Annotated in this window: 18 protein-coding genes and 1 pseudogene; 14 read left to right on the top strand and 5 right to left on the bottom strand. The window is 61.9% G+C overall.

The window, feature by feature from the left end; all coding sequences use genetic code 11:
• Positions 1 to 122: 122 nt before the first annotated feature.
• Positions 123 to 1,058 carry a halovibrin HvnC gene (locus tag PCOSP_RS14105; RefSeq protein WP_241802240.1) on the top strand — a complete coding sequence of 312 codons (936 nt, stop codon included), beginning with the start codon at positions 123 to 125 and terminating at the stop codon, positions 1,056 to 1,058.
• Positions 1,059 to 1,242: 184 nt separating this feature from the next.
• A complete protein-coding gene (locus PCOSP_RS14100; RefSeq protein ID WP_464711780.1) occupies positions 1,243 to 1,932 on the top strand; it encodes an aspartate/glutamate racemase family protein in 690 nt (229 codons plus the stop codon).
• A 51-nt stretch (positions 1,933 to 1,983) separates the two neighbouring features.
• On the opposite strand, the gene PCOSP_RS14095 is transcribed toward PCOSP_RS14100, so the two are convergent.
• From PCOSP_RS14095 to PCOSP_RS14080, 4 genes are all read right to left on the bottom strand, one after another.
• Positions 1,984 to 2,481 carry a GNAT family N-acetyltransferase gene (locus PCOSP_RS14095; RefSeq protein ID WP_175362530.1) on the bottom strand — a complete coding sequence of 166 codons (498 nt, stop codon included), beginning with the start codon at positions 2,479 to 2,481 and terminating at the stop codon, positions 1,984 to 1,986.
• A gap of 1,010 nt (positions 2,482 to 3,491) precedes the next feature.
• Positions 3,492 to 4,289: a transglutaminase family protein gene (locus PCOSP_RS14090; protein ID WP_139645310.1), complete on the bottom strand. Its 798-nt coding sequence runs from the start codon at positions 4,287 to 4,289 to the stop codon at positions 3,492 to 3,494.
• Positions 4,286 to 5,236: an alpha-E domain-containing protein gene (locus PCOSP_RS14085; protein ID WP_139645308.1), complete on the bottom strand. Its 951-nt coding sequence runs from the start codon at positions 5,234 to 5,236 to the stop codon at positions 4,286 to 4,288. The genes PCOSP_RS14090 and PCOSP_RS14085 overlap by 4 nt, the downstream gene beginning before the upstream one ends.
• A 3-nt stretch (positions 5,237 to 5,239) precedes the next feature.
• Positions 5,240 to 6,649 (bottom strand): circularly permuted type 2 ATP-grasp protein, encoded by a 1,410-nt coding sequence (locus PCOSP_RS14080; RefSeq protein WP_139645306.1) that lies wholly within the window; start codon positions 6,647 to 6,649, stop codon positions 5,240 to 5,242.
• A gap of 684 nt (positions 6,650 to 7,333) precedes the next feature.
• On the opposite strand from PCOSP_RS14080, the gene PCOSP_RS14075 reads away from it, so the two are divergent.
• The 8 genes and pseudogenes from PCOSP_RS14075 (at position 7,334) to PCOSP_RS14040 (ending at position 14,263) form a co-directional block, all read left to right on the top strand.
• Positions 7,334 to 7,924 carry an amino acid synthesis family protein gene (locus PCOSP_RS14075; RefSeq protein WP_041022990.1) on the top strand — a complete coding sequence of 197 codons (591 nt, stop codon included), beginning with the start codon at positions 7,334 to 7,336 and terminating at the stop codon, positions 7,922 to 7,924.
• Positions 7,925 to 7,969: 45 nt separating this feature from the next.
• Positions 7,970 to 8,803, top strand: coding sequence for an alpha/beta fold hydrolase (locus PCOSP_RS14070; RefSeq protein WP_139645305.1), 834 nt, complete (start codon positions 7,970 to 7,972; stop codon positions 8,801 to 8,803).
• Positions 8,800 to 10,280, top strand: a pseudogene (locus PCOSP_RS14065) (aldehyde dehydrogenase). The gene PCOSP_RS14070 and the pseudogene PCOSP_RS14065 overlap by 4 nt, the downstream one beginning before the upstream one ends.
• A gap of 12 nt (positions 10,281 to 10,292) precedes the next feature.
• Complete coding sequence (locus tag PCOSP_RS14060; RefSeq protein WP_464711778.1) at positions 10,293 to 10,778, top strand: flavin reductase family protein; 486 nt, start codon at positions 10,293 to 10,295, stop codon at positions 10,776 to 10,778.
• A gap of 223 nt (positions 10,779 to 11,001) precedes the next feature.
• Entirely contained in the window at positions 11,002 to 12,453 is a 1,452-nt protein-coding gene (locus PCOSP_RS14055) for an NAD-dependent succinate-semialdehyde dehydrogenase (protein WP_464711777.1), read from the top strand.
• Positions 12,454 to 12,474: 21 nt separating this feature from the next.
• Positions 12,475 to 12,864, top strand: a complete 390-nt coding sequence (locus tag PCOSP_RS14050; protein ID WP_139645298.1) for a carboxymuconolactone decarboxylase family protein — start codon at positions 12,475 to 12,477, stop codon at positions 12,862 to 12,864.
• Between the two features lie 81 nt (positions 12,865 to 12,945).
• Complete coding sequence (locus PCOSP_RS14045) at positions 12,946 to 13,698, top strand: GntR family transcriptional regulator (RefSeq protein ID WP_139645296.1); 753 nt, start codon at positions 12,946 to 12,948, stop codon at positions 13,696 to 13,698.
• 1 nt (position 13,699) lies between these two features.
• Entirely contained in the window at positions 13,700 to 14,263 is a 564-nt protein-coding gene (locus tag PCOSP_RS14040; protein ID WP_464711775.1) for an NUDIX hydrolase, read from the top strand.
• Positions 14,264 to 14,783: 520 nt separating this feature from the next.
• On the opposite strand, the gene PCOSP_RS14035 is transcribed toward PCOSP_RS14040, so the two are convergent.
• Positions 14,784 to 15,080 carry a DUF1330 domain-containing protein gene (locus PCOSP_RS14035; RefSeq protein WP_139645294.1) on the bottom strand — a complete coding sequence of 99 codons (297 nt, stop codon included), beginning with the start codon at positions 15,078 to 15,080 and terminating at the stop codon, positions 14,784 to 14,786.
• An 81-nt stretch (positions 15,081 to 15,161) separates the two neighbouring features.
• Here PCOSP_RS14035 and ribBA point away from each other — a divergent pair, with 81 nt between their 5' ends.
• From ribBA to PCOSP_RS14015, 4 genes are all read left to right on the top strand, one after another.
• Entirely contained in the window at positions 15,162 to 16,271 is a 1,110-nt protein-coding gene (gene ribBA, locus PCOSP_RS14030; protein WP_139645292.1) for a bifunctional 3,4-dihydroxy-2-butanone-4-phosphate synthase/GTP cyclohydrolase II, read from the top strand.
• 370 nt (positions 16,272 to 16,641) lie between these two features.
• A complete protein-coding gene (locus PCOSP_RS14025) occupies positions 16,642 to 17,667 on the top strand; it encodes an ABC transporter substrate-binding protein (protein WP_175362525.1) in 1,026 nt (341 codons plus the stop codon).
• On the top strand, positions 17,664 to 18,590 hold the full coding sequence (locus PCOSP_RS14020) for an ABC transporter permease (protein WP_139645702.1): 927 nt from the start codon (positions 17,664 to 17,666) through the stop codon (positions 18,588 to 18,590). Before PCOSP_RS14025 ends, PCOSP_RS14020 begins: the two co-directional genes overlap by 4 nt.
• Positions 18,591 to 18,596: 6 nt before the next feature.
• A complete protein-coding gene (locus tag PCOSP_RS14015) occupies positions 18,597 to 19,406 on the top strand; it encodes an ABC transporter permease (RefSeq protein ID WP_464711772.1) in 810 nt (269 codons plus the stop codon).
• The last annotated feature ends 11 nt before the right edge of the window (positions 19,407 to 19,417 follow it).

Raw genomic sequence — 19,417 nt, 5'->3', positions numbered from 1 at the left:
ACCTGACAGTAGTCAATACCGTCCGAGAGAGGTTTGATAAAGCCAGCCGCCGAGACGACAGACGAGTTCTTGGCCGCAGGAGCCAGGAACTCATCATGCGTAGATCAAGTGGATTAATGGCCATGCTGCTGATCACGCTGATGGTCAGTTGTGCACCAATTGCAACAAAACCGCCCGAAATCACTATGGCTGATGGTGTTCAAATACTCGACGGACCAGGCACCGCCGCTTACCTGGACACGCTGTATAATCGCAACTTCCCCAACTGCAACAAGACCGAATCCCAACCGGCATTCCTTTGTTCGGGCGTGACCCTCCGGCTCACCATAAAAGACCCACTCAATGTCTATAAAGTCTGGGACCCCAGTCCGATTTCCTTACAGAACGGCGCCGTGTCCTTTTCTTATATGAGAGCGGACACCAACTTTGGGGGCAACGCATTCGGTTGGGACTACCAGAACGGCTATATCCTGTACCCCTTCCTCGAGGCTCCAGCAGGCAAGGCCCAGCTGTTTTACATGTGTTCATACCCCATGGATGGATGGACCCAGCAACGCAGCCCACCTTGCGGCCCCCACCCCTTTTATCCTTATCACAGCAATCTGTGTCAGTACCATAACGTTACGATCGCCGAGCAATGGGTGTATGTATGGACCTATCCCGACCCCAATGCCCAGCACCCCATTCAGCAATGCGGGTTTGATGTCAGCGATGACCGCAATACGTTTGCCGCACCTGCGTTCAGGGAGTCGTTGCGGTCCAGGGCGCTGCTGGCGGCTAAGACTCCAGCCTACGCGACCCAGGTCTTCAACGATCATAACGAGATCATTATCAAGACCTGGACTCCGGGACGGCCCAACACTTTTCCGATCCTGGCCTTTTTCTATATCGCAGGAAACAGCAAGGGATTGGCCGATGCCCAATACAATCAACGTGACTTCTATAACTCCACCAGTCCAAAGATCGTGGTGCCGATCATTCGCCTGACACCGGCCGCCAGCCTCGGCGGCAAGGCCTCCTTCAGCTACTCCGCAGAGGAGCAGGCCTTGGTTCAGTGATTCGGTATGACAGGTGTCGCCATGCCAGATTTGCCTTGGACTAGCGGAGAAAAGTCACTACACCATGACACCTGACGCAAAGATGAGCGTTACAGTTGATGTTCCTCTGGCATCCGCTCCTGAACAATTGGAGACTCCTGCCAGGCCGGTCCCGTCGACACAGGCCACTGCCCGAGGACATCCAATGCGCACCATCGGCCTTATCGGCGGCATGAGCTGGGAATCCAGCGCCGAATACTATCGCTTGATCAATCAGCAGGTACGGGACCGGCTCGGGCCGTTGCGCTCGGCACAACTGCTGATGCACAGCGTCGATTTCGGCCCGGTGGAGCAGGCTCAGCACGCCGGGCGCTGGGACGATGCCGCCGCCATCCTGGTGGATGCCGCGCGACGCCTTCAGGCCGGCGGTGCCGAGTGCGTGGTGCTGTGTACCAACACCATGCACAAGGTGGCGGCGCAGATCCAGTCGGCCATTTCGATTCCATTCCTGCACATCGCCGACCCCACCGGCCAGGCCGCCCTCGACGGAGGAACCGTGACGGTCGGCCTGTTGGGCACGGCGTTCACCATGGAGCAGGACTTCCTCAAGGATCGGCTAAGTGCCCAAGGATTGACCGTGCTGGTCCCCGACGCAGAAGAGCGCCAGGCGGTGCACCGCATCATCTATGACGAACTCTGCGTGGGTGTGATCAGCCCGGCATCACGCCAGGTCTACCAGCAGGTCATCGAGTCCCTGACCCTACGTGGCGCCCAGGCGATCATCCTGGGCTGCACGGAAATCGGCCTGCTGATCAAACCCGAGCACAGCGCCCTGCCCCTGCTCGACACCACCCACCTGCATGCGCGGGCGGCGGTGGCGTTTGCCTTGGATTGACCGGCAGGTACTCACGCACCCGACTTCGGTGCGCCAGCAGCTGCTACCTGTTCAACGCAGCCGCGCCATGGCCAGGGTGTCGACCCAGCGCCCGTCACGCACCGCATAGTCACGCATCAGGCCTTCCGTCTCGAAGCCGAATTTACGGTACAGCCCGACGGCGGCCTCGTTGTCGGCGTATACCGTCAGTTCCACCCGCCGCAGGTTCATCCAGTTGTCCGCCACCTCCAACGCGGCGGCCAGCAGCATCGAGCCCACCCCCTTGCCCTGCCAGGCGACGGCGACGCCCATGCCAAGGCTCCCGCAGTGGGCACGGCGGACGCGCGAGTACTGCTCCAGCCCCAGATTGCCAATGACTGTGCCCTGATGCAGCGCGACCAGTTTCACATGGCGCTCATCATCCATCGCCAGACGCTTGCGCCACACTTCGGTGGACTGGAACGGCATCTGTAGCACCTGACGGGTCACCGCCGGGTCGCTGTAAAGCGCGGTGACCGCGTCGAGATGGGCTTCAGTGAATCGGGCGATGGTAATCGTGGGCTCTGACATACGGCTCCTTCCTGGAAACGCGAGATGGCCGTCGACTATAAACCGCCGTTCATCCGGTAGCGAATGTACGAACGCCTTCGCGGGCAAGCCCGGCTCCCACAGGGGTTCGGGTGGTCGCTGGATTTGTGCCCAACTGTGGGAGCGAGCCTGCTCGCGATAGCGGTGGGTCAGATTACGAAGATGTTGGATGTGCAGCCGTCATCGCGAGCAGGCTCGCTCCCACAGGGGATTTGGGTGGTCGCGGGATTTGCGTCCGACGCCAGTCCCATTGTGGGAGCGAGCCTGCTCGCGATAGCGGTGGCTCAGATGACGAAGATGTTGGATGTGCAGCCGCCATCGCGAGCAGGCTCGCCCCCACAGGGGATTCGGGTGGTCGCGGGATTTGCGTCCGACGCCAGTCCCATTGTGGGAGCGAGCCTGCTCACGATAGCGGTGGGTCAGATGACGAAGATGTTGGATGTGCAGCCGTCATCGCGAGCAGGCTCGCTCCCACAGGGGATTTGGGTGGTCGCGGGATTTGCGCCCGACGCCAGTCCCATTGTGGGAGCGAGCCTGCTCACGATAGCGGTGGGTCAGATGACGAAGATGTTGGATGTGCAGCCGTCATCGCGAGCAGGCTCGCTCCCACGGGGGATTCGGGTGGTCGCGGGATTTGCGCCCGACGCCAGTCCCATTGTGGGAGCGAGCCTGCTCACGATAGCGGTGGGTCAGATGACGAAGATGTTGGATGTGCAGCCGTCATCGCGAGCAGGCTCGCTCCCACGGGGGATTCGGGTGGTCGCTGGATTTGCGTCCGACGCCAGTCCCATTGTGGGAGCGAGCCTGCTCGCGATAGCGGTGGGTCAGATGACGGGGATGTTGGAATGCAGCCGCCATCGCGAGCAGGCTCGCTCCCACGGGGGATTTGGGTGGTCGCGGGATTTGCGCCCGACGCCATTTCCATTGTGGGAGGGAGCCTGCCCCGGGCAGCGATCCGACGATGAGGCCTTCAGTTTCAGCGAATGTCTCGCTTATTGATGTTGCACCTGCACCATCGAGTTCACCTGCACCCGCGCCTGCATCTGCTCTGCCCCGCCGCCCCGGCGCATGCCGCGTACCGGGCAGGCGTCGAGGTAGTCCAGGCCGACCGCCAGCTTCAGGTGTCGGTCGGGGCGGGTCAGGCGGTTGGTCACGTCGAAGCTGTACCACCCGTTGTCCAGCCAGGCTTCGGCCCAGGCATGGCTCGCCAGATGCGTTTCATCTTCGGTGTACAAATAACCGGAGACATAGCGCGCCGGAATACCGAGGCTGCGCGCGCAGGCCAGGAAGGCATGGGTATGATCCTGGCAGACGCCCGCACCGCCGGCAAACGCCTCGGCGGCTGTGCTGCTGACAGCGGTCGTGCCCGGGCTATAGGGCATGCGCGCCGCGAGGCCCTCCATCAGATCGACCAGTGCAGCCCGATCGCGCCGCCCCGCACATTGCTCCATGGCAAAGGCGCTGAGCGCGTCATCCGCCTGGGTCAGACGGCTCGTGCGCAGGAACGGCAGCGGCGACTGCGAGTCCGGCTCCATCTCCACCGCCTGATGGATTTCCACTTCGCCATAAGCGGTCAGTACCAAGGCGCCATGGGGCTCGTCCATGGTCATCACGTGCAGGATGTTACCGTAGGGGTCGAGCTGGCTGCGCACCAGACGAGGTAACTCCAGATGCCATTGCAGGACGCGCTGGCGCTGGCTGTCCCTCGGAGTCAAACGCAGGAACTGGATGCTGGTGCAGACTTCATCGGCATAGCGGTAGGTGGTGTCGTGGCGTATGGACAGTTTCATACGACCTCCAGATAGGACTCGTGAACGGTCTGGCCCAGATGACGGATCTGGTCGATGAGGTCGGTCAGCCAAAGGTGCAGGCCCGATGCCAGGATCTCGTCGATCCCGGAATAACGCAGGCGCGCATTCAGCTCCGCGGCCAGGCGCTGGGCCGGACGGCCGTTGTGGCCTGGCAGGCTGGCGAGGATCTGATCGAGCTCCTCGATGCAGGCATGCAACGAACGCGGGACGTCGGCACGCAGCAGCAACATCTCCGAAACCTGCTCGGCATTCGGCGCATTACGGTAGATCTCGTTGAACGCCTCGAACGACGACAGCGCCCGTAGCAAGGCACTCCACTGGTAGTAGCCGCGCGCCGAATTGTCGCTGACCTCTTCCGACTCTTCGCCAAACATTTCGTAGCGTGCATCCAACAGGCGCAAGGTGTTGTCCGCCCGCTCGATGAACGTCCCCAGGCGAATGAAACAGTAGGCATCGTTGCGCATGATGGTGCCCGACGTCGCCCCGCGAAACAGATGCGAACGCTCCTTGACCCATTCGCAGAAATGACTGATGCCGTAGCGGCCCAGGCCATTGCTGGCGATGTTGCGCATCTCCAGCCAGGTGGCGTTGATGTTTTCCCACATGTCGGCGGTGATGCGCCCACGCACCGCATGGGCATTGGTCCGCGCCGCCCGCAGGCAGCTGTAGATGCTGCCGGGGTTGGTGTCATCCAGGGCGAAGAAATGCAGCATGTGTTCGCTGTTGAGCTCGCCATAACGGGTGTTGTAGTCGTCCAGCGTACCGGCCGCCAGCAGCGACATCGCCAGCTCGGCATGGCCGTCGCTGCGCCCGGCCTGGGGCATCAGCGACAGCGAGTAACTGACTTCGAGCATGCGCGCCAGGTTCTCGGCGCGCTCCAGGTAGCGGGACATCCAGTAGAGGTCCGAAGCGGTTCTTGAAAGCATGTCTTAATCCTCCACTACCCAAGTGTCCTTGGTACCACCGCCCTGGGACGAATTCACCACCAGCGAGCCCTCGCGAAGCGCCACGCGGGTCAGGCCACCCGGCACGAGGCGGGTCTCCTTGCCCGAGAGCACAAACGGCCGCAGGTCGATATGACGCGGCGCGATGCCACTTTCGACAAAGGTCGGGCAAGTGGACAGGCTCAGGGTCGGTTGAGCGATGTAGGCCTCGGGACGGGCCTTGAGTCGTGCACGGAAGTCTTCGATTTCCGCCGCGGTGGCCGCCGGCCCCACCAGCATGCCGTAGCCGCCGGAGCCCTGGGTTTCCTTGACCACCAGATCGGGCAGGTTCGCCAGCACATGGGACAGTTCCTGAGGCTTGCGGCATTGCCAGGTAGGGACATTCTTCAGGATCGGTTCTTCGGTGAGGTAGAAACGAATCATCTCATCGACGTAGGGGTAGATCGACTTGTCATCGGCGACGCCGGTACCGACCGCGTTCGCCAGCACCACATTGCCCGCACGGTAGACGGCGATCAGGCCTGGCACACCCAACATCGAATCGGGATTGAACGACAGCGGATCGAGATAGGCATCGTCGAGACGCCGGTAGATCACATCCACCTGCTGGGGACCAGCGGTCGTGCGCATGTAGACATGGTCGTCGCGCACGAACAGATCGGCGCCCTCCACCAGTTCCACACCCATTTCCCGAGCCAGGAACGCATGTTCGAAGTAGGCACTGTTGAAGCGACCGGGGGTCAGGACCACCGCGGTGGGGTTATCCAGCGGACTCGAGCTCTTGAGGGTGTCGAGCAGCAGGTTCGGGTAATGATCGATGGGCGCCACACGCTGGGCAGCGAAGAGTTCGGGGAACAGGCGCATCATCATCTTGCGGTCTTCGAGCATGTAGCTGACACCGCTGGGCGTGCGCAGATTGTCCTCCAGCACGTAGTAACTGCCGTCACCGTCACGAACCAGGTCGACGCCGGCAATATGGGCGTAAATGCCCCGATGCAGGTTCAAGCCCTGCATCGCAATCTGGTAACCCTCGTTGGCCAGCACCTGCTCGGCGGGAATGATGCCTTCCTTGAGGATGCGCTGTTGGTGATAGATGTCGTCCAGGAACATGTTCAGCGCCTGGACCCGCTGTATGCAGCCCTGCTCGACCTTTTGCCATTCACTGGCCTTGATGCTGCGGGGAATGATGTCGAAGGGTATCAACCGCTCGGTGCCCTGCTCGTCCCCGTACAGGGTGAAGGTGATCCCCGCTCGATGGAACAGCAGGTCGGCTTCGCGTCGGCGCTGATCGAGCAGTTCGCCCGGCGTGTCCGCCAGCCAACGTGCGAAGGCTTGGTAATGCGGGCGGCAGTCACCCTTGGCATCATACATTTCATCAAAAAAAGCTCGGGGCATAGCCAACTCCCAGCCGCGTTCTACACGGCATTTCTTATTACTTCGTCATTCCAATGGTCCGGCCTTGCCTTGCGTTAATGAGCCCTGTTTTCTCTGAGCACCTCGATAGACATCCGTCTCTGCTGTGGCCTTTGCGTCTGGATGACGTGCGCCGCCGGTTAGATCCGCGCCATGAATGTCTCCGCTTGATAAAGCCGTCGGTGCGATGGCCTCCCCCCAGGAACCATAGCAAAGGCTGTGCCTACGCACGGTATATACGCATACAACTGGAAAAACCGGCGTAAACGTACGCTAAAGCGAAATTTATTTTCGTTCTGGCGACTGAAAAGCCGCTCTAGGGCTGAAACGATTATTTCGGCTTGCGGCAGCGCGTAGCGGAACGAGTCGAATCGGTGCAACGAATCACGTAACTGTCATCAGCTGCCCTGAAATGGGGAAATTTGTACTCACTTGCGATACCGGAGCCTGGCCTCGCATGCCAGTCAGTGAAGCCACAAACCCGTGGGAGCAAGCTTTGTTCCCACAGGCGTTGCGCCGTTTGATCCTTAACTGACTGGCATTAGCCCCAAAGGCTGGCCTTCTGTCGTCTCCTCGCGAACAAACTCAACGGAGGTACTTGCGCCAGCAGTATTATGGTATACCATCATACGCACAGACACCTTTTACCCGTCTACGGAGCAGCTCATGAGTTTCGAAATTCGCAAGATCGTCAGCTATGTCGAAGAAACCTTTATCGAAGGTGGCAAGGTCACTGATAAGCCGGTGACCATGGTCGGGCTGGCGGTGGTCATGAAAAACCCTTGGCTGGGCCGTGGTTTCGTCGAAGACCTGAAGCCGGAAATCCGCGCCAACTGTTCCGACCTTGGTGCACTGATGGTCGAGCGCCTGGTGGGCATCATCGGCGGCGCCGAGAAAATCGAAGCCTACGGCAAGGCCGCCGTCGTCGGCGCCGACGGTGAAATCGAGCATGCTTCCGCCGTGATCCATACCTTGCGCTTCGGCAACCACTACCGCGAAGCGGTCAAGGCCAAGAGCTACCTGAGCTTCACCAACAAGCGCGGCGGCCCTGGCACCTCGATCCAGATCCCAATGATGCACAAGGACGACGAAGGCCTGCGCTCGCACTACATCACCCTGGAAATGCAAATCGAAGACGCACCGCGCGCCGACGAAATCGTCGTGGTGCTGGGTTGCGCCGATGGCGGTCGTCTGCATCCACGCATCGGCAACCGCTACATCGATCTGGAAGAACTGGCCGCCGAAAAGGCGCAGTGATCCAGCCCGGCCCCCACAACAAGAAAAGGTATGCAGGAGCGCTCCATGATTCGGCCCACCGCTGAACTCACCCCGGCAGGCACCAGTTACCTGGCGACCGGCCAAGGCCAGCCCGTGGTCTTGATCCACGGCGTCGGCCTGAACAAAGAAATGTGGGGTGGCCAGGTCGTTGGCCTGGCCTCGAAGTACCGCGTGATTGCCTATGACATGCTTGGCCATGGCGCCAGCCCGCGTCCCGCCAGTGGCACCGGTCTGCTCGGCTACGCCGACCAGTTGCTGGAACTGCTCGACCACCTGCAACTGCCCCAGGCCACGGTGATCGGTTTCTCCATGGGCGGGTTGGTGGCGCGCGCTTTCGCCCTCCATTACCCGCAACGCCTGCACGGCCTAGTGGTACTCAACAGTGTGTTCAACCGCAGCCCCGAGCAACGTGCCGGGGTCATCGCCCGTACCGCCCAGGCGGCCGAGCATGGTCCGGATGCCAACGCCGAAGCGGCACTGTCGCGCTGGTTCAGCCGCGAATATCAAGCGGCCAACCCGGCACAGATCGCTGCGCTGCGCCAGACCTTGGCGAAGAACGATCCCCAGGGTTACCTGACCACTTACGAACTGTTCGCCACCCAGGACATGTACCGCGCCGATGACCTGGGCAGCATCCAGGCACCGACGCTGATCGCCACTGGCGAACTGGACCCGGGTTCAACCCCCGAAATGGCCGAACAACTGGCCGCGCGCATTCCCGGTGCGGCCGTTGCCGTACTCGCCGAACAGCGGCATATGATGCCGGTAGAATCACCACGCCTGGTCAACCAGTTGCTGCTGGAGTTCCTGGACAAGGCGTACTCCCAACAACATCCAATAAAGGGGATCGTCGCATGACGCTCGCACGTTTCCAGATGTGCATCGGCGGTGAATGGGTCGATGCGCTGTCGGGCAAGACCTTCGAAAGCCTGAACCCGGCCCTGGCCCAAGCCTGGGCCGAACTGCCCGATGCTGGCGAAGCCGATGTCGAACGCGCCGTCCAGGCTGCGCAAATGGCGTTCGAAAGCCCTGCCTGGCGTGGCCTGACCGCGACCGCCCGTGGCAAGTTGCTGCGCCGTCTCGGTGACCTGATCGCCGAGAACAAGGAACAACTGGCTCAGTTGGAAAGCCGCGACAATGGCAAGCTGATCCGCGAAACCCGCGGCCAGGTCGGCTATCTGCCAGAGTTTTTCCACTACACCGCGGGCCTGGCCGACAAACTCGAAGGCGGCACCCTGCCCCTCGACAAGCCGGACATGTTTGCCTACACCGTGCATGAAGCCATGGGCGTGGTGGCGGCAATCATTCCCTGGAACAGCCCCCTGTACCTGACCGCGATCAAGCTTGCCCCTGCACTGGCGGCCGGCAACACCATCGTGATCAAGCCGTCCGAGCACGCCTCGGCGACCATCCTGGAGCTGGCGCGCCTTGCGCTGGAGGCCGGCTTTCCAGCAGGCGTGGTCAACGTCGTGACCGGTTACGGTCCCAGCACCGGCGCCGCCCTCACCCGCCATCCGCTGGTGCGCAAGATCGCCTTCACCGGCGGCGCCGCCACGGCTCGCCATGTGGTGCGCAGCAGCGCGGAAAACTTTGCCAAGCTGTCCCTGGAACTGGGGGCAAGTCGCCCAACATCATCTTCGCCGACGCTGACCTCGACAGCGCCGTCAACGGTGCGATTGCCGGGATCTACGCGGCGTCGGGCCAGAGCTGCGTGTCCGGCTCGCGGTTGTTGGTGCAGGACGACATCTACGACGAATTCGTTTCGCGCCTGGAAGAGCGCGCCAAGCGCATCCGCATCGGCAGCCCGCAAGACGACAGCAGCGAAATGGGCCCGATGGCCACCGCCCAGCAACTGGCGGTGGTCGAAGGCCTGGTGGCCGATGCCATTGCCGAGGGTGCGCGGCTGCGCCTCGGTGGCAAGCGTCCGCAGAACCTGGGCGAAGGCTGGTTCTATGAACCGACCCTGTTCGAATGCGACCGCAATTCGATGAAGATCATGCAGGAAGAAGTCTTCGGCCCGGTGGCCTCGGTGATTCGTTTCAAGGACGAAGCCGAAGCCCTGGCCATCGCCAACGACTCGCAGTTCGGCCTCGCCGCCGGTATCTGGACCCGCGACCTCGGCCGCGCTCATCGCCTGGCCCGGGACGTGCGTTCGGGCATCATCTGGGTCAACACCTACCGTGCTGTCTCGGCCATGGCGCCCATCGGGGGCTTCAAGAACAGCGGCTACGGACGTGAAAGCGGCATCGATTCGGTGCTGGCCTATACCGAACTGAAAACGGTGTGGATCAACCTTTCTCAGGCACCGATGCCTGACCCCTTCGTGATGCGCTAGGAGACTGCCGCCATGATCGAACCCGGCATTTACAAAGAAGTCATGGGCTCGTTCCCCTCCGGCGTCACGGTGGTCACCACCCTGGACCCTGAAGGGAACATCGTCGGCATCACCGCCAGTGCGTTCAGCGCACTGTCGATCGACCCGGCGCTGGTCCTGTTCTGCCCCAACTACGCTTCCGACACCTACCCGATCCTGCGGGACAGCAAGCAGTTCGCGATTCACCTGCTGTCCGCCGACCAGACTGCCGAAGCCTACGCCTTCGCCGGTAAAGGCAAGGACAAGGCCAAGGGCATCGACTGGCACCTGAGCGACCTTGGCAACCCGATCCTCGCCAAGGCCACGGCGATCATCGAGTGCGAACTGTGGCGCGAATACGACGGTGGCGACCACGCGATCATCGTCGGCGCGGTCAAGCACCTGGTCCTGCCCGAGCAGCCGGTCACGCCGATGATCTACCACAAGGGCAAGTTGGGCGCCTTGCCCACCCTGGCCTGAACGGCGCAAGGAGAACCTGAGCTGAACACCGTTGTGGCGAGGGGATTTAGCGAAACGTCGCACCGCCCCGCTGGGGCGCGCAGCGGCCCCAATATAGGCAACTTCACTGACATGACGCACGGAGCTGTCTGTTTTAGGGCTGCTGCGCAGCCCAGCGGGGATGAATCCCCTCGCCACAAGGTAGCGCCAGGCGTCATTTTCCATCTTTATTTCAGGAGCCGGCATGAGTCCAGCAGCCTCGCAACTGTTCCGCCAGCAGGCCTACATCGACGGCCAATGGCTGGAAGCACCCGATGGCGCCTGCCAGGAGATCTTCAATCCGGCCACTGGCGAGTTGATCGGCCGGGTGCCAAACCTGGGCGCCGAACAGGCCCGCCAGGCCATCGCCGCCGCCAACAAGGCCTGGCCGGCCTGGCGCGGGCTGATCGCCAAGGAGCGCAGCCAGATCCTCAAGCGTTGGCACGGGCTGATGCTTGAAAACGCCGATGCACTGGCAGAAATCCTCACCCTCGAACAAGGCAAGCCATTGACCGAAGCCAAGGGCGAAATCCTCTACGCCGCCAGCTTCATCGAATGGTTCGCCGAAGAAGCGAAACGTATCTACGGCGACACCATCCCCAGCCACAAAGGCGATGCCCGGATCGTGGTGAGCAAGGAGCCCATCGGTGTCGTCGCGGCCATCACCCCGTGGAACTTCCCGGCGGCGATGATCACTCGCAAGGCCGGCCCCGCCCTGGCCGCAGGCTGTCCCTGCATCGTCAAGCCCGCACCGGAAACGCCCTTCTCGGCCTTGGCCATGGCGGCCCTGGCGGAACAGGCCGGGATTCCAGCGGGGATCTTCAACGTGGTGACCGGCGACGCTGTGGCCATCGGCGGTGAACTGACAGGCAGCCCGTTGGTACGCAAGCTGTCGTTCACCGGCTCCACGGCCATTGGCAAATTGCTGATGGCCCAGTGCGCGCCAACCTTGAAGAAGGTCTCGCTGGAACTGGGCGGCAACGCTCCCTTCATCGTCTTCGACGATGCCGACCTGGAGCGCGCGGTGGAGGGTGCACTGATCGCCAAGTTCCGCAATGCCGGACAGACCTGCGTCTGTGTCAATCGCTTCCTGGTGCAGGACGGCATTCATGATGCGTTTGTCACACGCCTGTCCGAGCGCGTGTTGCAATTGAAGGTCGGCAGCGGTTTCGAGGCCGGCGTCAGCCAGGGCCCGCTGATCAATGAGCGGGCCGTCGCCAAGGTCGAGGACCACGTGCAGGACGCCCTCGCCCACGGTGCCCGGTTGATCTGTGGCGGCGAGCGCCATGCCTTGGGGCACGGGTTCTTCCAGCCGACAGTACTGGTCGGCGTCACGACGCAGATGAAAGTCGCCTGGGAAGAAACGTTCGGCCCACTGGCGGCGGTCTTTCGCTTCGACGACGAGGCCCAGGCCGTGCAGATGGCCAACGACACCGATTCCGGGCTCGCCGCCTATTGCTACACCCGCGATCTGGGCCGGGCCTGGCGCATGAGCGAGGCGTTGGAATACGGCATGGTCGGCATCAACGAAGGGCTGATTTCAACCGAGGTGGCGCCGTTCGGCGGCGTCAAGACGTCGGGCCTGGGACGCGAAGGCTCCAAGTATGGCATCGAGGACTACCTTGAACTCAAATACACCCTGATGGGCGGGCTCTAAGCCCCACGGGAGACAATCGAAATGAGCAACGAGAAATATGAAAAAGGCCTACAGATCCGCACCCAGGTGCTGGGCGAAGCCTATGTGAAGCGCTCCATCGAAAACGCCGACGACTTCACCCGGCCATTGCAGGAGATGGTCACCGAATACTGTTGGGGTCACGTCTGGGGCCGTGAGGGTTTGTCGCTCAAGGAACGCAGCATGATAAACTTGGCCATGATTTCAGCCCTCAATCGACCTCACGAACTCAAGCTGCATGTACGCGGTGCCTTGCGCAACGGCTTGAGTCGTGAACAAATACGCGAAATCCTGCTTCAGGTCGGTATTTATTGCGGCGTACCCGCGGCCGTCGACAGTTTCCGGCTCGCCCGCGAAGCCTTCGCTGAAGCCGATGCCGAGGCCTCCAGTTAACCTTGGCTGTTTTCGCAAAGAGCACGTCATGGTGATCGACGTGCTCTTTTTGCATGGACAGCCACCTAAAGAGCAACGCCCATGAAACGCCTGCCACTCGACGACAGCTTCAAGGTCAATCGAAACCCCGTCACCCTGCGCGAGATCGTGCTGGATAAGCTGCGTAGCGCCATCATGAACTTCCAGCTCCTGCCGGGAGATCGTCTGGTCGAGCGCGATCTGTGCGATCGCCTGGGCGTGAGCCGCACGTCAGTGCGCGAAGCCTTGCGTCACCTGGAGTCCGAAGGCCTGGTGGAGTTCGCCGATGCCAAGGGCCCACGGGTAGCGATCATCACCCTGAGCGATGCCGGTGACATCTATGAGCTGCGTTGCGTGCTCGAAGGGCTGATCGTCCAGCTGTTCACCCTGCGCGCCAGCGCCAAGGACATCAAAGCCCTCGAAAAGGCCCTGAAGGAAAACCGCGAGGCCCTCAAGGACGGCGAGCTGCAACAGGTGCTGGATTCGGTGCAGGGTTTCTACGACGTGCTGCTCGAAGGCTCCGGCAACCATGTGGCCGCGACCCAACTGCGCCAGTTGCAGGCGCGCATCAGCTACCTGCGGGCCACTTCGGTGTCCCAGGAAAACCGCCGCGGCGCCAGCAACCAGGAAATGGAACGCATCGTCGAGGCCATCAAGAGTGGCGATCCGCTGGCCGCCCACCAGGCTTCGGTGGACCACGTACGAGCCGCGGCCAAGGTTGCGCTGGAGTACCTCAAGCGCAAGCAGGAAGAGACCGGCGCCATTCCAGAAATCACGGCCCCCATCGCCCTGAAAGAACCCCGTATAGGACACTGACATGTTCAGCCCGAGCTTTTGTCCAAAGTGTGGCGGCAGCGACCTGAGTCAACGCCTGCCGGCGGGCGATACCCATGAGCGGCTGATGTGTGGCGGCTGCGGCTACATCCACTACGTCAACCCGAAGATCATTGCCGGCTGCATCATCGAGCAGGACGATAAATACCTGTTGTGCCAGCGCGCCATCCCCCCACGTCCAGGCACCTGGACCCTGCCGGCCGGATTCATGGAAGGCAACGAAACCACCGAGCAGGCGGCGCTGCGGGAAGTCTGGGAAGAAACCGGCGTACGCGCGGAGATCGTCTCGCCCTACTCGATCTTCAGCGTGCCGAAGATCAGCGAGGTGTACATCATCTTCCGTGCCATCGCGCTGGAGATCACCGGCCAGTTCGGCCCGGAAACCCTCGCCTGCCAGTTCTTCGCCCCGGAGGACATTCCCTGGGACAGCATCTACTACCCGGCCATCCGCCAGATCCTCGAACGTTACATCGAGGAGCGCCAGGCCGGGGTCTATGGCATCTACATCGGCAACGACGACAGCGGCAAGATCCACTTCATCCGCTGACCCCTTTGTGAGAGCGGGCTTGCCCGCGAAGACGCCAGGCCTGCCTGCATCCGCGTTGAATGTGCCACCGCTATCGCGAGCAGGCTCGCTCCCACAGGATTCAATGCCGTACACAAACCCTGCGCACACCAAAAATCCATTGTGGGAGCGGGCTTGCTCGCGAAGACGCCAGGCCTGCCTGCATCCGCGTTGAATGTGCCACCGCTATCGCGAGCAGGCTCGCTCCCACAGGGTTCGATGCCGTACACAGACCCTGCACACACCACAAATCCACTGTGGGAGCGGGCTTGCCCGCGAAGACGCCAGGCCTGCCTGCATCCGCGTTGAATGTGCCACCGCTATCGCGAGCAGGCTCGCTCCCACAGGGTTCGATGCCGTACACAAACCCTGCGCACACCAAAAATCCATTGTGGGAGCGAGCCTGCTCGCGATGGCGGCCTATCATTCGACATTGCAGCGACTGGAGCACCGCTGTCGCGAGCAGGCTCGCTCCCACAAGTGAGTGACCCAACACCCGCGCTTACGGGGTCGGTACACCCTCGACGATGATCACTTCGGCCCGGGCCACATCCTTGCGGTGGTGCTTGGCCTCCTGGTATTGCGGCGAGTGATAACAGGCCAGCGCCTGCTCGTAGGAATCGAATTCGATCACCACGCTACGCTGCGGCGTGGCCCTGCCTTCCATCGCCTCGCTACGCCCGCCCCGGGCCAGCATCCGACCGCCGTACAAGGCAAATGCCGCCGGAGCCCGTTGGGTGTATTGGCTATATTGATCAGCGTCGGTGACATCCACATGAGCAATCCAGTACGCCTTCATAGTGACCTCTCGCGTTAATTTGTATTATGGTATACCACAAGCGGTTTCCATCATGCATCCCATCGAACAAGAGAGCCCTACATGGCCTTTAACAGTATTCAAGAAATCATCGAAGACTACCGCCAGGGCAAGATGGTGTTGCTGGTGGACGACGAAGACCGGGAAAACGAAGGCGACCTGCTGCTGGCCGCCGATTGCTGCAGCGCCCAAGCCATCAGTTTCATGGCCCGGGAAGCTCGCGGGTTGATCTGCCTGACCTTGACCGACGAACACTGCCAGCGCCTGGGACTGGAACAGATGGTGCCGAGCAATGGCAGCGTGTTCAGCACAGCGTTCACCGTGTCCATCGAGGCCGCCACCGGCGTGACCACCGGCATTTCTGCCGCCGACCGGGCGCGCACCGTGGCCGCGGCCGTCGCCGCCGATGCCGGTCCCAGCGACATCGTGCAGCCGGGGCATATCTTTCCGTTGCGCGCCCGGGAAGGTGGCGTCCTGACCCGTGCCGGGCATACCGAAGCCGGTTGCGACCTGGCGCGCCTGGCCGGATTCACACCGGCGTCGGTGATCGTCGAAGTGATGAACGATGACGGAACCATGGCCCGCCGCCCGGACCTCGAAGTGTTCGCCCGCAAACACGGGATCAAGATCGGCACCATCGCCGACCTGATCCATTATCGCCTGAGCACCGAACACACCGTGGTACGCATCGGTGAACGGGAACTGCCCACCGTGCACGGCACCTTCCGGCTGTTCACCTTTGAGGACCGCATCGAGGGCGGCGTACACATGGCGATGGTCATGGGCAACATTCGCCGGGAAGCGCCGACCCTGGTGCGGGTCCATGTCATCGACCCGCTACGGGACCTGGTGGGCGCCGAATACAACGGCCCGTCCAACTGGACGCTCTGGGCGGCCCTGCAACGGGTCGCCGAAGAAGGTTGCGGCGTAGTGGTCGTGCTGGCCAACCACGAATCCTCCCAGGCACTGCTCGAGCGCGTGCCGCAACTCACCCAGCCACCACGCCAGTTCAGCCGCTCCCAATCACGCATCTATTCGGAGGTCGGGACCGGGGCGCAGATCCTCCAGGACCTGGGCGTCGGCAAACTGCGCCACCTGGGGCCGCCGCTCAAGTATGCCGGTTTGACGGGGTACGACCTGGAGGTGGTGGAGAGCATTCCGTTTACCGGATAACTCCGAAGTAACACCAAAACCCTGTGGGAGCGAGCCTGCTCGCGATAGCGGTTGTTCAGTCACTGCAAAGCCGAATGTCAGGCAGCTATCGCGAGCAGGCTCGCTCCCACAGGGTCGGTGGCTGCCTCGGAAAAAATCACAAGAAAAATCTGCCTTGGACAGATAGCCGGTACGGCAAAATGCTTGCAGAAAGTTTGGAATACCATAATATGATATTCCATAGACCGAACGTTTCAGCCAAGTGCGCCCGGAAGGGAAAGCACAGCCATCCGGCCCTTGGCCCGGTCCTACAAAGCCAGATGGACCTACAGCTCCCGATAAGCGGGCACACACAAGCCCGCTCAATAAACACAACAATGAGGGCGTGAAAATGGTGTTGAAGAAAAGCGCAGTTGCCATTCTTTTTGCTGGCTTGCTAGGTATCACCAGCCAGTCGACGATGGCCGCCGAAAGCGTCAACTTCGTCAGCTGGGGTGGCACTACCCAGGATGCACAGAAACAGGCCTGGGCCGACCCGTTCAGCAAGAGCACCGGCATCACCGTGGTCCAGGATGGCCCGACCGACTACGGCAAACTCAAGGCCATGGTAGAGAGCGGCAACGTGCAGTGGGACGTGGTTGACGTCGAGGCTGACTTTGCCTTGCGCGCCGCCGCCGAAGGCCTGCTCGAACCCCTGGACTTCTCGGTCATCCAACGCGACAAGATCGATCCACGCTTCGTTTCCGACCACGGCGTAGGTTCTTTCTACTTCTCCTTCGTCCTCGGCTACAACGAGGGCAAGCTCGGTGCCGGCAAACCGCAGGACTGGTCCGCGCTGTTCGACACCAAGACCTACCCTGGCAAACGCGCCCTGTACAAATGGCCGAGCCCTGGCGTATTGGAACTGGCCCTGCTGGCTGACGGCGTTCCCCAAGACAAGCTCTATCCCCTGGACCTGGATCGCGCCTTCAAGAAACTCGACACCATCAAGAAAGACATCGTCTGGTGGGGCGGCGGTGCCCAGTCCCAGCAACTGCTTGCATCCGGTGAAGCCAGCCTCGGTCAGTTCTGGAACGGCCGGATTTATGCACTGCAACAGGACGGCGCGCCGGTGGGCGTGAGCTGGAAGCAGAACCTGGTCATGGCCGACATCCTGGTCGTGCCGAAGGGCTCGAAGAACAAGGCCGCCGCCATGAAGTTCCTGGCCAACTCCAGCAGTGCCAAGGGCCAGGCCGACTTCTCCAACCTGACCGCTTATGCGCCGGTCAACGTCGATAGCGTCGCGCGCCTGGATTCGGTGCTCGCTCCCAACCTGCCGACCGCCTACGCCAAGGATCAGATCACGCTCGATTTCGCGTACTGGGCCAAGAACGGTCAGGACATCGCGACACGGTGGAACGAATGGCTGGTCAAATGAAAATGTCGGCAACGACAACCCAGCACACCGGGAGCGCCCCTGGCGCTGCCGGCGTGGCATCCGCCAAGGCAGCGACGGGTCCGTCGCTGGCCCAACGCTGGCGCGGGGCCGGTAACCTGGTTCCCGCCCTGCTGTTCCTTGGCCTGTTCTTCCTGGCGCCGCTGATCGGCCTGCTGTTGCGTGGCGTGCTGGAGCCGGTGCCCGGGCTGGGCAATTACGAGCAACTGTTCGCCAACTCGGCCTATACCCGAGTGCTGCTCAACACCTTTTCGGTGGCCGGCCTGGTGACGTTGTTCAGCCTGCTGCTGGGCTTTCCCCTGGCCTGGGCCATCACTCTGGTGCCCCGTGGCTGGGGTCGCTGGATCCTGAACATCGTGCTGCTGTCGATGTGGACCAGCCTGCTGGCCCGCACCTATTCCTGGCTCGTGCTGTTGCAAGCCTCCGGGGTGATCAACAAGGCGCTGATGGCCCTGGGGATCATCGACCAGCCGCTGGAGATGGTGCACAACCTCACCGGCGTGGTGATCGGCATGAGCTACATCATGATCCCGTTCATCGTCCTGCCGTTGCAGGCCACCATGCAGGCCATCGACCCGATGATCCTGCAGGCCGGCTCCATCTGCGGTGCCAGTCCCTGGACCAACTTCTTCCGGGTGTTCCTGCCACTGTGCCGGCCGGGGCTGTTTTCCGGCGGCCTGATGGTATTCGTGATGTCCCTGGGTTACTACGTCACCCCGGCGCTGCTCGGCGGTGCGCAGAACATGATGCTGCCGGAATTCATCATCCAGCAGGTGCAATCGTTCCTCAATTGGGGCCTGGCGAGCGCCGGTGCCGCGTTGCTGATCGTCATCACGCTGGTGCTGTTCTACTTCTACCTGAAGCTCCAGCCGGAATCCCCGGTTGGCGCCAGTAACGCGAGGTAAATCGTCATGCTCCTGACTCCCAATGCCATGAGCCGGCGCATGCGCTTCGGTCTGTACTTCACAACCGGATTGATCGGGTTGTTCCTGCTGTTGCCGATCGTATTCATCGTGCTGCTGTCGTTTGGCTCATCCCAGTGGCTGGTCTTCCCGCCACCGGGCTGGACATTCAAATGGTACGGCCAGTTCTTCTCCAACCCCGACTGGATGAGCGCCGCGCTGGCCAGCCTCAAGGTCGCGGTGCTGACCACAATCTGCGCCGTAGCCCTGGGCCTGCCTACCGCGTTTGCCCTGGTGCGTGGTCGGTTTCCGGGACGGGAAATGTTCTATGGCCTGTTCACCCTGCCGATGATCGTGCCGCTGGTGATCATCGCCGTGGCGGTGTACGCGCTGTTCCTCAAGCTGGGCTACACCGGCACGATGTTCGCGTTCGTGGTCAGCCATGTGATTGTCGCGTTGCCGTTCACCATCATCTCGATCATCAACTCGTTGAAGCTGTTCGACCAGTCCATCGAAGACGCCGCCGTGATCTGCGGCGCCTCGCGACTGCAAGCGGTGTTCAAGGTCACCTTCCCGGCCATCCGCCCGGGCATGATCGCCGGCGCCCTGTTCGCGTTCCTGGTGTCGTGGGACGAGGTGGTGCTGAGCGTGATGATGGCCAGCCCGACCCTGCAAACCCTGCCTGTAAAGATGTGGACCACCCTGCGCCAGGACCTGACGCCTGTGATCGCCGTCGCTTCGACGCTGCTGATCGGCCTCTCGGTGTTGGTGATGGTGATCGCCGCCGCCCTGCGCCGGCGCAATGAAATCAGCGCCTGAGCGCCTAGGAG

The organism is Pseudomonas sp. MAFF 730105, from assembly GCF_055380705.1.
Note: the sequence above shows the minus strand (reverse complement) of the source record. Positions and strands in the feature narration are given on the sequence as shown.

What these genes read in the sequence shown, in the direction of transcription:
- PCOSP_RS14105 (WP_241802240.1), top strand. Translation starts at nt 123, where the DNA reads ATGCTGCTGATCACGCTGATGGTCAGTTGTGCACCAATTGCAACAAAA.
- PCOSP_RS14100 (WP_464711780.1), top strand. Translation starts at nt 1,243, where the DNA reads ATGCGCACCATCGGCCTTATCGGCGGCATGAGCTGGGAATCCAGCGCC.
- PCOSP_RS14095 (WP_175362530.1), bottom strand. Translation starts at nt 2,481, where the DNA reads ATGTCAGAGCCCACGATTACCATCGCCCGATTCACTGAAGCCCATCTC.
- PCOSP_RS14090 (WP_139645310.1), bottom strand. Translation starts at nt 4,289, where the DNA reads ATGAAACTGTCCATACGCCACGACACCACCTACCGCTATGCCGATGAA.
- PCOSP_RS14085 (WP_139645308.1), bottom strand. Translation starts at nt 5,236, where the DNA reads ATGCTTTCAAGAACCGCTTCGGACCTCTACTGGATGTCCCGCTACCTG.
- PCOSP_RS14080 (WP_139645306.1), bottom strand. Translation starts at nt 6,649, where the DNA reads ATGCCCCGAGCTTTTTTTGATGAAATGTATGATGCCAAGGGTGACTGC.
- PCOSP_RS14075 (WP_041022990.1), top strand. Translation starts at nt 7,334, where the DNA reads ATGAGTTTCGAAATTCGCAAGATCGTCAGCTATGTCGAAGAAACCTTT.
- PCOSP_RS14070 (WP_139645305.1), top strand. Translation starts at nt 7,970, where the DNA reads ATGATTCGGCCCACCGCTGAACTCACCCCGGCAGGCACCAGTTACCTG.
- PCOSP_RS14060 (WP_464711778.1), top strand. Translation starts at nt 10,293, where the DNA reads ATGATCGAACCCGGCATTTACAAAGAAGTCATGGGCTCGTTCCCCTCC.
- PCOSP_RS14055 (WP_464711777.1), top strand. Translation starts at nt 11,002, where the DNA reads ATGAGTCCAGCAGCCTCGCAACTGTTCCGCCAGCAGGCCTACATCGAC.
- PCOSP_RS14050 (WP_139645298.1), top strand. Translation starts at nt 12,475, where the DNA reads ATGAGCAACGAGAAATATGAAAAAGGCCTACAGATCCGCACCCAGGTG.
- PCOSP_RS14045 (WP_139645296.1), top strand. Translation starts at nt 12,946, where the DNA reads ATGAAACGCCTGCCACTCGACGACAGCTTCAAGGTCAATCGAAACCCC.
- PCOSP_RS14040 (WP_464711775.1), top strand. Translation starts at nt 13,700, where the DNA reads ATGTTCAGCCCGAGCTTTTGTCCAAAGTGTGGCGGCAGCGACCTGAGT.
- PCOSP_RS14035 (WP_139645294.1), bottom strand. Translation starts at nt 15,080, where the DNA reads ATGAAGGCGTACTGGATTGCTCATGTGGATGTCACCGACGCTGATCAA.
- ribBA (WP_139645292.1), top strand. Translation starts at nt 15,162, where the DNA reads ATGGCCTTTAACAGTATTCAAGAAATCATCGAAGACTACCGCCAGGGC.
- PCOSP_RS14025 (WP_175362525.1), top strand. Translation starts at nt 16,642, where the DNA reads ATGGTGTTGAAGAAAAGCGCAGTTGCCATTCTTTTTGCTGGCTTGCTA.
- PCOSP_RS14020 (WP_139645702.1), top strand. Translation starts at nt 17,664, where the DNA reads ATGAAAATGTCGGCAACGACAACCCAGCACACCGGGAGCGCCCCTGGC.
- PCOSP_RS14015 (WP_464711772.1), top strand. Translation starts at nt 18,597, where the DNA reads ATGCTCCTGACTCCCAATGCCATGAGCCGGCGCATGCGCTTCGGTCTG.